10 protein-coding genes are annotated in these 12,643 nt (G+C 61.6%); 8 read left to right on the top strand and 2 right to left on the bottom strand.

What is annotated here, in order from left to right; all coding sequences use genetic code 11:
• The first annotated feature begins 16 nt into the window (after positions 1–16).
• From H7847_RS19740 to H7847_RS19715, 6 genes are all read left to right on the top strand, one after another.
• Positions 17–460, top strand: a complete 444-nt coding sequence (locus tag H7847_RS19740) for a GFA family protein (RefSeq protein ID WP_227271201.1) — start codon at positions 17–19, stop codon at positions 458–460.
• A complete protein-coding gene (gene gltB, locus H7847_RS19735) occupies positions 457–4,989 on the top strand; it encodes a glutamate synthase large subunit (RefSeq protein WP_227271200.1) in 4,533 nt (1,510 codons plus the stop codon). Before H7847_RS19740 ends, gltB begins: the two co-directional genes overlap by 4 nt.
• A gap of 52 nt (positions 4,990–5,041) precedes the next feature.
• Entirely contained in the window at positions 5,042–5,764 is a 723-nt protein-coding gene (mtgA, locus tag H7847_RS19730; RefSeq protein ID WP_227271199.1) for a monofunctional biosynthetic peptidoglycan transglycosylase, read from the top strand.
• Between the two features lie 55 nt (positions 5,765–5,819).
• Positions 5,820–6,485 (top strand): FtsZ-binding protein FzlA, encoded by a 666-nt coding sequence (gene fzlA, locus H7847_RS19725; RefSeq protein WP_227271198.1) that lies wholly within the window; start codon positions 5,820–5,822, stop codon positions 6,483–6,485.
• A gap of 51 nt (positions 6,486–6,536) precedes the next feature.
• On the top strand, positions 6,537–7,580 hold the full coding sequence (queG, locus tag H7847_RS19720; RefSeq protein ID WP_227271197.1) for a tRNA epoxyqueuosine(34) reductase QueG: 1,044 nt from the start codon (positions 6,537–6,539) through the stop codon (positions 7,578–7,580).
• Between the two features lie 64 nt (positions 7,581–7,644).
• Positions 7,645–9,651 carry a hydantoinase/oxoprolinase family protein gene (locus tag H7847_RS19715; RefSeq protein WP_227271196.1) on the top strand — a complete coding sequence of 669 codons (2,007 nt, stop codon included), beginning with the start codon at positions 7,645–7,647 and terminating at the stop codon, positions 9,649–9,651.
• A 23-nt stretch (positions 9,652–9,674) separates the two neighbouring features.
• Here H7847_RS19715 and msrA read toward each other — a convergent pair whose 3' ends face one another.
• On the bottom strand, positions 9,675–10,196 hold the full coding sequence (gene msrA / locus H7847_RS19710) for a peptide-methionine (S)-S-oxide reductase MsrA (RefSeq protein WP_227271195.1): 522 nt from the start codon (positions 10,194–10,196) through the stop codon (positions 9,675–9,677).
• Positions 10,193–10,642, bottom strand: coding sequence for a peptide-methionine (R)-S-oxide reductase MsrB (msrB, locus tag H7847_RS19705; RefSeq protein ID WP_227271194.1), 450 nt, complete (start codon positions 10,640–10,642; stop codon positions 10,193–10,195). Before msrB ends, msrA begins: the two co-directional genes overlap by 4 nt.
• A 144-nt stretch (positions 10,643–10,786) precedes the next feature.
• Here msrB and H7847_RS19700 point away from each other — a divergent pair, with 144 nt between their 5' ends.
• Together H7847_RS19700 and H7847_RS19695 are read left to right on the top strand one after the other, a co-directional pair.
• Positions 10,787–12,019, top strand: a complete 1,233-nt coding sequence (locus H7847_RS19700; protein WP_227271193.1) for an MFS transporter — start codon at positions 10,787–10,789, stop codon at positions 12,017–12,019.
• Positions 12,020–12,097: 78 nt separating this feature from the next.
• Positions 12,098–12,634: a glutathione peroxidase gene (locus H7847_RS19695; protein ID WP_227271192.1), complete on the top strand. Its 537-nt coding sequence runs from the start codon at positions 12,098–12,100 to the stop codon at positions 12,632–12,634.
• Positions 12,635–12,643 lie beyond the last annotated feature (9 nt).

Below are 12,643 nucleotides of genomic sequence, written 5' to 3'. Positions count from 1 at the left end.
GCCAGGGATGAATGACATGAGTGAAAAAGCGGAAATGAACGGCCAATGCCTCTGTGGTGCTGTCACGGTTACATTTGTGGCGCATAACGACCATCTGGGTGCTTGTCATTGCGACATGTGCCGGCGTTGGACGGGCAGCGCGCTGTTGGAGATTGATGCCGCGCCCGGCTCCCTGACCTATGAAGGACCGGTGAAAAACTACGCCTCGTCGGAATGGGCTGAGCGGGCCTGGTGTGACATCTGCGGCACGACCCTCTGGTACCACCTGACGGTGCCGGGCAAGGATTTCTATGGCGTATCCGCCGGGTTGGTTGACAACGCGGGTGGGCTGTCTCTGGAAAAGGAAATCTACATCGATTCCAAGCCCGCGGGGTATGCCTTTGCCGGCGCGCATAAGAAACAGACCAAGGCGGAATTCGAAGCTGAAATAGCCGCCCTTTCGGAAGGACAACCCCAATGACCGTATACGATGACGCATGGGTCGCCCGTGAAGAGGCCAAGCGCGCCTACGTGGCGGAGCACGGGCTTTATTCTGAAGAGGAGGAGCATTCCTCCTGCGGCGTTGGTCTGGTTGTATCGATTGACGGCACACCCAGCCGCGGTGTTGTTGAAAACGGCATCAAGGCGCTGAAGGCGATCTGGCACCGGGGGGCTGTCGATGCCGATGGTAAAACCGGTGATGGCGCGGGCATTCATGTGCAGATCCCCGCCCCTTTCTTTTACGATCAGGTCCGTCGCACCGGCCACCAACCCAAGACCGATCTCTTGATGGCCGTTGGACAGGTTTTTCTGCCCCGCACGGATTTTGCGGCGCAAGAGACCTGCCGCACGATTGTCGAAACCGAAGTCCTGCGGATGGGATACTACATTTACGGCTGGCGGCATGTGCCGGTCAACATCGCCTGCCTTGGCGAAAAGGCGAATGCGACCCGGCCTGAGATTGAACAGATCCTGATCTCCAACATCAAAGGTGTTGACGAAGAGACCTTCGAACGCGAGCTCTACGTCATACGCCGCCGTATTGAAAAGGCAGCGGCCGCCGCGCAGGTGCCTTCGTTGTATATTGCGTCATTGTCTTGTCGGTCGATCATCTACAAGGGCATGATGCTGGCCGAGCAGGTGGCGGAGTTTTACCCCGACCTGATGGACGAGCGGTTCGAGAGCGCCTTCGCGATTTATCACCAGCGGTATTCGACCAATACATTCCCGCAGTGGTGGTTGGCCCAGCCTTTCCGCATGCTGGCGCATAACGGCGAGATCAACACGCTGAAAGGCAACCTGAACTGGATGAAGAGCCATGAGATCCGCATGGCTTCCTCCACCTTTGGCGAAATGGCCGAAGATATCAAACCGATCGTTCCGGCGGGGTCGTCGGATTCCGCAGCATTGGACGCGGTCTTTGAGGTCCTGGTGCGGGCGGGTCGGAACGCGCCCATGGCCAAGACGATGCTGGTTCCAGAGAGCTGGTCCAAGCAGGCGGTGGAGCTGCCGCAAACATGGCGTGACATGTATTCCTATTGCAATTCCGTGATGGAGCCGTGGGACGGCCCCGCAGCCCTTGCGATGACAGATGGGCGTTGGGTCTGCGCGGGTCTCGACCGAAACGGCCTGCGCCCGATGCGTTACGTTGTGACGGGCGATGGTATGCTGATCGCAGGGTCCGAAGCGGGTATGGTGCCGCTGAATGAGGCAAATGTCGTCGAAAAAGGGGCGTTGGGTCCGGGTCAGTTGCTGGCCGTGGATATGGCGGAGGGTCAGCTTTTCCACGACACGGAAATCAAGGACAAGCTTGCCGCATCACAGTCCTTCGGGGACTGGGTGCGCAAGATCAAGGATCTGGATTCCGCCCTGTCGGGCATCACGGAAACCCCGATGTTTACCGGATCCGAGCTGCGCAAGAGACAGGTTGCTGCTGGCTACAGCATTGAAGAAATTGAGCAAATTCTTGCGCCCATGGCCGAAGACGCCAAGGAAACGTTGGCGTCAATGGGCGATGACACGCCCTCGGCGGTGCTCTCCAAACAGTACCGCCCGCTGAGCCATTTCTTTCGGCAAAACTTCAGCCAGGTCACCAACCCCCCGATTGACAGCCTGCGCGAATATCGGGTCATGAGCCTGAAAACCCGGTTCGGAAACCTCAAGAATGTGCTGGACGAAGACAGCAGCCAGACAGAGATCATCACGCTCGACAGCCCGTTTGTCGGCAATGCACAGTTTGAAGAACTCGCAACCCATTTCAACGCCGACCTGATGCAGATTGACTGCACCTTCGCGCCGGGCGCCGGGAGCCTCAACGAGGGTCTGAAGCGCATCCGTGCCGAAGCAGAGGATGCGGTGCGGTCGGGGGCCGGACACTTGGTTCTGACCGACCATATGAGCAATCAGGACAAGATCGGCATGCCGATGATCCTGGCGACGTCAGCAGTGCACAGTCATCTGGTGCGCAAGGGTCTGCGCACCTTCTGCTCCATCAGCGTGCGGTCTGCTGAATGTATTGATCCGCATTACTTTGCGGTTCTTATCGGGGCCGGAGCGACCATCGTGAATGCCTATCTGGCAGAGGATTCCCTGGCCGACCGGATTGACCGGGGTTTGCTCGATGGGACGCTGACGGAGGCCACGTCGCGCTATCGACATGCCATTGACCAGGGCCTGCTCAAGATCATGGCCAAGATGGGGATTTCGGTGATCTCATCCTATCGGGGCGGGCTCAATTTCGAGGCGGTGGGTCTGTCCCGCGCCATGTGCGCGGAATATTTCCCCGGTATGACCAGCCGTATCTCCGGCATCGGGACCTGGGGCATCCAGCATAAGGCCGAAGAAGTACATGCCAAGGGATGGCGCGCGGATGCCACCGTCCTGCCCATCGGCGGCTTTTACAAGGCTCGCCAGTCGGGGGAGACCCACGCATGGGAAGCCACCTCGATGCATATGATGCAGATGGCCTGCAACAAGGCATCCTATGAGATGTGGAAACAATACTCCGCCAAGATGAAGAGCAACCCGCCGATCCACCTGCGGGACCTTTTGGAGATCAAGCCGCTGGGCAATCCGGTGCCGATCGAAGAAGTGGAAAGTATCACCTCCATACGTAAGCGTTTTGTCACGCCTGGGATGTCCTTGGGGGCGCTCAGCCCCGAAGCGCATAAGACGCTGAATGTGGCGATGAACCGCATTGGTGCAAAATCCGACAGCGGCGAGGGGGGCGAAGACCCTGCGCATTTCGTGCCGGAACCCAATGGCGACAACCCGTCGGCCAAGATCAAACAGGTCGCTTCGGGCCGGTTTGGCGTCACCGCTGAATACCTTAACCAGTGCGAAGAGCTGGAGATCAAGGTGGCGCAGGGGGCCAAGCCCGGCGAAGGCGGGCAGCTTCCCGGTATGAAGGTCACAGACCTGATTGCACGCCTGCGGCATTCGACAAAAGGGGTGACGCTGATCTCGCCCCCGCCGCATCACGATATCTACTCCATCGAAGATCTGGCGCAGCTGATCTATGACCTGAAACAGATCAACCCGCGCTGCAAGGTGACGGTCAAGCTTGTGGCCTCCTCCGGGGTGGGCACCATCGCCGCCGGGGTGGCCAAGGCCAAGGCGGATATCATCCTGATTTCGGGGCATAACGGGGGCACCGGCGCCTCACCTGCGACGTCGATAAAATATGCTGGACTGCCGTGGGAGATGGGCCTGACCGAAGCGCATCAGGTGCTGTCGATGAACCATCTGCGCGACCGCGTCACATTACGCACAGACGGCGGTTTGCGCACCGGGCGTGACATTGTCATGGCCGCCATGCTGGGCGCCGAGGAATACGGCATCGGCACGGCGGCGCTCATTGCGATGGGGTGCATCATGGTGCGCCAGTGCCAGTCGAATACATGCCCTGTCGGCGTCTGCACACAGGATGAATCGCTGCGCGAGAAGTTCACCGGGAATGCGGATAAGGTGGTGAACCTCATCACTTTCTACGCCACGGAAGTGCGTGAAATCCTCGCCAGTATCGGTGCGCGCAGCCTTGATGACGTGGTGGGCCGGGCAGATTTGCTGACCCAGGTCAGCCGTGGCTCAGCCCATCTGGATGATCTTGATCTCAACCCGTTGCTCATCACCGTCGATGGGGCGGCTGATATCGTCTACGACCGCTACAAGGAGCGCAACGCGGTCCCTGATACGCTGGACGCGCAGATCGTGCGCGACGGGCACCGTTTCCTTGAGGATGGCGAAAAGATGCAGCTGTCCTATGCGATCCAGAACACCCATCGGACCGTCGGCACGCGAACGTCCAGCCACATCGTCAAGAAATTCGGGATGCGGAATGCGCTGCAACCCGATCACCTGACGGTCAAGCTGAGCGGGTCCGCCGGGCAGTCGCTTGGTGCTTTTGCGGCACCCGGACTCAAGCTGGAAGTCTCTGGCGATGCCAATGACTATGTCGGCAAGGGTCTGTCGGGCGGCGTCATCGTGGTGCGTCCGCCGATGTCGTCGCCGATCACGGCCGGGGATAATACCATCATCGGCAATACGGTGCTGTATGGTGCAACCGATGGCTACCTTTTTGCAGCCGGACGAGCCGGCGAGCGGTTTGCCGTGCGCAACTCCGGTGCGAAGGTGGTGATCGAGGGCTGCGGCTCCAACGGATGTGAATATATGACCGGCGGCGTTGCCGTGATTGTGGGCGAGATCGGGGCAAACTTCGGCGCGGGCATGACGGGGGGGATGGCTTATCTCTATGACCCTGAAGGGCATGCACCGGCTTTGATGAACATGGAGACGCTGGTGACCTGCCCGGTCACGGTTGATCACTGGCTGGGGCAGTTGGAGGAGCTGCTGGAGATGCATCTGCGCGAAACCGGCAGCCGCCGGGTCGCGGATATTCTACAGCATTGGGACATCGAACGGTACAACTTCCTGCAGGTCTGTCCCAAGGAGATGCTGGTGCATTTGCCGGCGCCTCTTGGTCAGGAGGAAACTGCCGTTCCAGCGGAATAACCACGTCGGATCAGTGGTTCACAACCGGCCATGGTGCGCCTAATGTCGCGCCATGGCGAAACGCAGAACCCGAAGAAAGACAAAGTCAAAAAGCGCGCCGCGGCGTCTGATCCGGCGCGCGTTTGTCTTGACGGCACGTGGTCTTCTGGTGGCGGTCGTTTTGCTTGTTCTGGTCATGGGGCTGAGCCGTTTCATGCCGCTTTGGACCACCCCCTACATGTTTGCCGAAAGCCGCAAGCTGGGAGGGGTTGAATACGATTGGGTTCCCTTTGAGGATATCGCCCCGGTCATGGCCCGCTCCGTCGTGGCAGCAGAGGATGCCAATTTCTGCACCCACTGGGGGTTCGATATGGTGGCCATCCGCGATGCTCTGGAGGACGGCGGCGCGCGCGGAGCCTCGACCATCAGCCAGCAAACCGTGAAGAACGTCTTTCTCTGGCATGGGCGCAACTACAGCCGCAAGGCGCTGGAGGCACTCATGACCCCAATGCTGGAAGCGATCTGGCCCAAGCAGCGGATTATCGAGGTCTATCTGAACGTGGCAGAGTTCGACACGGGCGTCTTTGGGGTCAAGGCGGCGGCCAACCATTACTTCGGCGTAACCCCGGATGCCCTGTCGCCAACCCAGGCGGCGCGTCTCGCCGCAATCCTGCCCAGCCCCAAGACACGGTCTGCGGCAAATCCGTCGACCTTCGTGCGTAACCGGGCGCGTTCCATTCTCGACGGTGCAGCGACGATCCGCAAAGATGGCCGCTCAGCCTGTTTCGAGAGTTGAATCCACGCGCCATTGCAGGCATTGAGGGGAAAGTCTTTTCAATTCGGATCTTCTGATGGCGCGCCTGTTTCATGTCCCTCTTTCGCCGTTTTGCCGCAAAGTACGGCTGAGCCTTGCTGAAAAGAAGATCGAGGTCGAACTCGTTGAAGAGCGCTACTGGGAGCAAGATCCTGATTTCATGCGTCGCAATCCTGCCGCCAAGGTTCCCGTGCTGCGGCTGGATGGGGTGATGATGGCCGAGAGCAGCGCCATCTGCGAATACATCGAAGAGACGCGGCCTGACCCGACACTGATGCCAAAGGACCCTGTCGCCCGGCAGGAGGTGCGCCGTCTGATCGGCTGGTTTGATGACAAGTTCCATCACGAGGTGACCTCCAAGCTGCTGTATGAACGGGTCAACAAGAAGGTCATGGGGAAGGGCTACCCTGACAGCGGCAACGTCAAGGCGGGGGCCAAGGCGATCAAGTACCACCTCGATTATATGACGTGGCTGCTCGATCACCGTCGCTGGCTGGCGGGTGATACGATGACCCTGGCGGACTTTGCCGCCGCGGCCCATCTGAGCGCGCTGGATTACATCTCTGATGTGGATTGGAATCGCTCGGACGTCGTCAAGGACTGGTATGCCAAGATCAAGTCGCGGCCGGCCTTCCGCTCCATTCTGGCCGATCAGGTGCCGGGCTTTCCGCCGCCCAAACACTACAATGATCTGGATTTCTGACCCGTTGCGCGCAGGCCCGGCGGCCCCGCGGGATGGCAGCAAAGGGCCGTCATGCAAGGCTTAAAGCAGCGGCTGGTCCAGGAGGCGCTTGAGGCGGGTTTCATCGCCTGCCGTATATGCAGGCCTGATGCCGTGCCGGAGGTCGCCGGGCGGTTGCAGGAGTTTCTGGCGGCCGGGTATCACGGTCAGATGGCGTGGATGAGTGAGCGCACGCAGTGGCGTGGCAACCCCGTCGCTCTCTGGCCCGATGCACGCTCCGTGGTGATGCTGGCGGAAAGCTACACGCCGACGCATGACCCGCTGGAGATCCTGAAGCAGCCGGATCGCGGCGCAATCTCGGTCTATGCACAGGGGCGGGATTATCATGATGTGGTGAAAAAGCGGCTCAAACGTCTGGCCCGCTGGCTCATCGCGGCGGCCTCTGATGACGACCCGCAGGTCAAGGTTTTCGTCGATACCGCCCCGGTGCCGGAAAAAGCCCTGGGACAGGCGGCGGGGTTGGGTTGGCAGGGCAAGCATACCAACCTTTTGAGCCGCGACTGGGGGAACTGGGCTTTTCTGGGCGCTGTTTTCACCACGTTGGAGCTGCCACCAGACCCGCCCGAAAGCGACAATTGCGGCTCGTGCCGGGCGTGCCTTGACATCTGCCCGACCGACGCTTTTCCCGCCCCTTACAAGCTCGATGCGCGGCGCTGCATTTCTTACCTCACGATTGAGCACAAGGGCCCGGTGCCGCAGGAGTTGCGGGCCAAAATGGGCAACCGCATTTACGGATGCGACGATTGTCTGGCGGTCTGTCCTTGGAACAAGTTTGCGGTCTCCGCCCGCGACATGCGCCTGTCGGCCCGCCCCGAATTGCGGGCCCCCGCCCTGGCGAATCTTGCACGGTTGGATGATCGGGCCTTCCGGGCGCTGTTTTCGGGCTCTCCCATCAAGCGCATCGGGCGGGACCGCTTTGTGCGCAACGTGCTCTATGCCATCGGAAATTCCGGCGACCCGGCCCTGCGGGCAACTGCCGCGGGTTTGACCGAAGACCCTGACGAGACAGTGGCCGAAGCCGCCTGCTGGGCTGTGGCGCAATTGACTGCCCAATGATGCAGGGCAACGCGTCGCGCGCGCGGGGTCTGATACCGCGCAGCAAACCGATGGAGAGAGAGTGATGTCCCTACTGCTTGGGGTCGATACGGGTGGCACCTATACCGATGCGGTGCTGATCCGCGACGAAAAAACCGTGCTGGCGTCGGCCAAGGCGCTGACCACGCGGCATGATCTGGCCGAGGGGATCGGCACCGCCGTGGGACGGGTGCTGGCGCGTGCCGGTGTCGCCGCCGCCAAGGTCAGCATGGCGTCGCTGTCGACCACGCTGGCCACGAATGCCTTGGTGGAGGGGCAAGGCGGGCGCGTCGCGCTGATCTACATTGGTTTCCGCGACCGCGATCTGGAAACGCACGGCCTGCGCGTGGCGCTCAAAGGCGACCCGGTGCTGGTCTGTGCCGGGGGGCACGACCACGCGGGGGCCGAAGCCGCCCCCCTCGATCTGCAGGCACTCCACGATTTCCTGGAAACCCAGGGTCAAAACGTCAGCGCCTTTGCGGTGGCCTCCCAGTTTGCAACCCGTAACCCCGCGCATGAAACCCGTGCAGCCGCCCTGATCGAGGTGCAGACCGGCAGGCCGGTTTCCGCCTCGCATCAACTGTCGGCAAAGCTCAACGGTCCCAAACGGGCGATGACCGCCTTGCTGAATGCCCGGCTGGTGGGGATGATTGACCGGCTCATCGGTCGAGCCAGCGACACGCTGGAGGCGCTGGGGATTACCGCGCCGATGATGGTTGTGCGCGGCGATGGGGCGCTGATTTCGGCGGCTCAGGCGCGCGCCCGTCCGATCGAGACCATTCTTAGCGGACCGGCGGCCTCGCTGGTGGGGGCGCGCTGGCTGACCGGGGCCGAGTTTGCGCTTGTGAGCGATATTGGCGGAACGACAACCGATGTGGCCCTGCTCAAGGACGGGCGGCCGGCGATTGACCCGGCAGGGGCGCAGGTCGGACCTTACCGCACGATGGTGGAGGCGGTTGCGATGCGCACCACCGGGCTCGGCGGCGATAGCGCGGTTGCGATGGTATCAGGCGGGCTTGCGGCGGCTGTGACGCTCGGGCCACGCCGGGTGCTGCCGGTCTCGCTGCTGGGGCGGGAGGCCCCCGAGGTTGTGCATGGCGCGCTGGACGCCGCTTTGCGCAGCACGACACCGGGGGAGCATGACGCCTGCTTTGTGCGCGCGGTTCAGGGTCAATCCGCAGAGGGCCTGACGGCACGCGAGGCCGGGCTGCTCGACCGTATTGGCCCTGATGTACATCCGCTGGGTGCGATCCTGCGCGCCCGCCTTGAGGTTGGCGCACTCAACCGGCTGGTGGAGCGCGGTCTGGTGCAGCTTGGCGGCGTGACCCCCTCCGATGCCAGCCACGTGCTGGGCAGCCTCGCTGCGTGGGACAGCGAGGCTGCCGCCAAGGCGCTCTCGCTTCTGGCCCGCCGCCGCACCGGTGCGGGCACCATCCTTGCAAAATCAGCGCAGCAGATGGCCGAGATGATTGTCGCGCAATTGACACATCAAACCGCTCTGGCTTTGTTGGAGACTGCCTTTGCGCAAGACACCCCCGATTTCGGTCTGCCTGCCGCCGATCTGGCCCGACATGTTCTGATGCAGCGCGGTCTGGCCGGGCATCGCGGGTTGATCCGCCTCGACACCGGGCTGGATGTGCCGGTTGTCGGTCTCGGAGCCTCTGCACCGACCTATTATCCTGCGGTGGGGCGGGCCGTGGGCGCGCAGATGATCCTGCCGGATCATGCCGGTGTGGCGAATGCCATCGGGGCGGTGGTGGGGCGTGTCACGATGCGGCGCGCGGGCACCGTGACCTGCCCCGCCGAGGGCAAATACCGGGTCCACCTGCCGGCCGGACCCACAGATTATGCGGATCGCGACACCGCGCTGGACGCGCTTGAGGTGCAGTTACGCGGGGAGGCGGAGGCGGAGGCTGCCGCCGCGGGTGCCGCAGAGATCGAAGTCAGCGTATCGCGGGAGATCAAACTGACCGGCGTCGAGGCACGCGAGGTTTTTGTCGAGGCCGTCATCACGGTCGAGGCCGCAGGGCGCCCCCGGGTGGCGGTCGGGTGAGGCGAGCGGCGACCCCCCGGCGGCTATTCAGCGGCCTGTGACGCGGCATCGCGCTTTGGCAAAACCCAGTTGGGGCGTGGGAAATGGCAGGTATACCCGTTTGGAAACCGCTCCAGATAGTCCTGATGTTCGGGTTCAGCTTCCCAGAAATCGCCCACCGGCGCCACTTCGGTGACCACCTTGCCAGGCCAGAGACCGGAGGCCTCAACATCGGCAATCGTCTCAAGGGCTGTCTGTTTCTGTGCCTCGTCTTCAAAGTAAATCGCAGAGCGATAGCTGAGCCCGCGGTCATTGCCCTGCCGGTTCAACGTCGTGGGGTCGTGAATCTGGAAAAACAGCTCCAGCAGGTCCCGGTAGCTGAAAACCGAAGGGTCAAAGATCACCTCGATCCCTTCCGCATGGGTGCCGTGGTTGCGGTAGGTCGCATTCGGGACATCGCCGCCGGTATACCCGACGCGCGTGGAAATCACGCCTTCGCGCTTGCGAATGAGGTCCTGCATGCCCCAGAAGCATCCGCCTGCCAGCACTGCACGTTCATGGCTCATGTTACATCCTCCACTTGATTGATATAGTCGCCGTAGCCTTCCGCTTCCATGTCGTCGCGGTGCACAAACCGCAAGGACGCGGAGTTGATACAGTACCGCAGGCCACCCCGGTCGCTTGGTCCGTCGGGAAAGACGTGGCCCAAATGACTGTCGCCATGGGTTGAACGGACCTCTGTGCGCACCATGCCGAGGCTGACATCGCGCAATTCGGTTACATGGGCAGGCTCAATCGGTTTGGTAAAGCTGGGCCAGCCGCAGCCGCTTTCATATTTGTCAGCCGAGGCAAAAAGCGGCTCACCCGACACGATATCGACGTAGATACCGGGTTCCTTGTTATGCAAAAGCGCGCCTGTGCCCGGCCGCTCTGTGGCGTCCTGCTGGGTGACGCGAAATTCTTCGGGGGACAGCCGGTCTATGGCGTCTTGCGATTTGGTATAGGTGGGCATCTGACACTCCCTTTCTGTCTTGGCTCTTAAGATGGGGGACATCTGCGTAAAGAAAAGGGCGAAGTGAAAACGACGCCGCTTTTGCCGCCCCGATCAGGCTTTCGTCGATTGACTTCCGCGTAAACCCGACCGCACAGTCGGGTCATGCGACTGCTTGCAACGAACCGCCCCTTCCGATTGCTGTTTTCTGCCACCGCGATTTCCAACCTTGGGGATGGGATCTCCGCGCTGGCGTTTCCCTGGCTGGCAACGCTCATCACCCGTGATCCTGCGTTGATCGCGCTGGTGGCTTTTGCGACACGTCTGCCCTGGCTGCTTTTTTCGATTCCGGCGGGCGTTCTGACGGACCGGCAGGATCGACGGCTTTTAATGGTGCAGGCGGATACCTTTCGCTTTTTGCTCACCATTGGCGTGATCGCCCTGATCTTTTCCGCGCCGGATCTGCCGCTGCAAGAGGACCCGCTGATTTACATCCTGGCGCTTTCCGGCCTTGCGATGATGCTGGGCACCGCGGAAGTGGTCCGGGACAACGCCGCACAAACCGTCTTGCCCTCTGTCGTCGCCAAAGCCGACCTTGAGGCGGCCAATGGCCAGATGTGGAGCGTCGAGCAGATCATGGGCTCCTTTGTGGGCCCGCCTCTGGCCGGTGTTCTGATCGCTCTGGCGGTGCCGGCGCCTTTCGCTGTGGATGCGGTCACCTTTGCGATTGCGGCCTGGCTGGTCTGGTGCATGGCCATCCCGCGCAGGCCCGCCCGCAAGACAACGCGTATCATTCCGGAAATCATGGAGGGCTGGACGTGGATGAGGGCGCATCCGACCATTCTGCGGCTCGCCATCATGCTGGGGCTGATCAATGCGATCTCCACCATGGCGATCACGGTCCTGATCCTGTTCTCGCAGGAGATCCTCAACCTCAGCGCGATCGGCCATGGGGTTTTGATGACCGCAGGGGCTGCCGGGGGTGTTGTCGGCGGGCTTTTGGGGCCAAAGGTCGTGGCGCGGATCGGGGCGCAAAAAAGCGTGCAACTGGCCTTGCTGCTCTTTCCGGTGCCGCTCGTCGTGATCGGGCTGACCGCCAATCCGGTGGTTGCGGCTGTCGCCTTGTTTCTGGAGATGATCGCGGCCCTGCTGTGGAACATCGTGACGGTCTCTTACCGGCAGCGACGTATCCCGGATGCGCTTTTGGGGCGCGTCAATTCGCTCTACCGGTTTTTTGGGTGGGGCATGATGCCTCTCGGCGCGCTGGCGGGCGGGTTGATCGTATCGGCGGTAGAGGCCGATCTCGGGCGCGAGCTTGCGTTGCGCGTCCCCTATCTGTTGGGGGCTGCGATGATGATGGCCATGATGCTATACGGATCGGCCAAACTGCGGCTTTGACGCCCCATGCCCGCCCAGCTGATTTGGCAGGCCCGAAAGCAGAGCTACATCACTCTCCAAGCAACAGCGGAGGATGCAATGAAAGCACTGACAGCGATCCTGGCAAGTGTCGCGATGACGGGGGTCGCCTGGGCCGGTATGCGTGACTACAGTTTTCCGTCAATCGATGGTGGCGCGCTGGAGATGTCGGCGTGGTCGGGTCAGCCGGTGCTGGTGGTCAATACCGCATCTCAATGCGGCTTCACCGGCCAATATGCGGGTCTGCAGGCGCTTTACGATACCTATCGCGATGCGGGGTTGGTCGTTCTGGCGATCCCGTCGGATGATTTCAATCAGGAACTGGCCAGCGCCGAAGAGGTCAAGGAATTCTGCGAAATCAACTATGGGATCGATATGCCGATGACCGACATCACCCATGTCAGAGGGTCGAGCGCGCATCCCTTTTATCAGGATGTGAAAGCCGAGACCGGCTTTGTGCCGCGGTGGAACTTCAACAAGGTCCTGATCGGGCCCGAGGGAGAGATCGTGCAGACCTGGGGCTCCAGCACCAAGCCGATGTCGGATGAAATCACTAAGGCTGTCGAGCAATTGCTCGACAGTGCTGTTCCGGGCTAGGCTGGCGGT

The sequence above is a fragment of the Roseobacter weihaiensis genome (assembly GCF_020622345.1).
GTDB lineage: Bacteria > Pseudomonadota > Alphaproteobacteria > Rhodobacterales > Rhodobacteraceae > Roseobacter > Roseobacter weihaiensis.
Note: the sequence above shows the minus strand (reverse complement) of the source record. Positions and strands in the feature narration are given on the sequence as shown.

Bases quoted from the DNA above. Each gene is read 5' to 3' on its own strand.
- H7847_RS19715 (WP_227271196.1), top strand. From the start codon at position 7,645: ATGTCCCTACTGCTTGGGGTCGATACGGGTGGCACCTATACCGATGCG.
- H7847_RS19740 (WP_227271201.1), top strand. From the start codon at position 17: ATGAGTGAAAAAGCGGAAATGAACGGCCAATGCCTCTGTGGTGCTGTC.
- queG (WP_227271197.1), top strand. From the start codon at position 6,537: ATGCAAGGCTTAAAGCAGCGGCTGGTCCAGGAGGCGCTTGAGGCGGGT.
- mtgA (WP_227271199.1), top strand. From the start codon at position 5,042: ATGGCGAAACGCAGAACCCGAAGAAAGACAAAGTCAAAAAGCGCGCCG.
- H7847_RS19695 (WP_227271192.1), top strand. From the start codon at position 12,098: ATGAAAGCACTGACAGCGATCCTGGCAAGTGTCGCGATGACGGGGGTC.
- H7847_RS19700 (WP_227271193.1), top strand. From the start codon at position 10,787: ATGCGACTGCTTGCAACGAACCGCCCCTTCCGATTGCTGTTTTCTGCC.
- gltB (WP_227271200.1), top strand. From the start codon at position 457: ATGACCGTATACGATGACGCATGGGTCGCCCGTGAAGAGGCCAAGCGC.
- msrB (WP_227271194.1), bottom strand. From the start codon at position 10,642: ATGCCCACCTATACCAAATCGCAAGACGCCATAGACCGGCTGTCCCCC.
- fzlA (WP_227271198.1), top strand. From the start codon at position 5,820: ATGGCGCGCCTGTTTCATGTCCCTCTTTCGCCGTTTTGCCGCAAAGTA.
- msrA (WP_227271195.1), bottom strand. From the start codon at position 10,196: ATGAGCCATGAACGTGCAGTGCTGGCAGGCGGATGCTTCTGGGGCATG.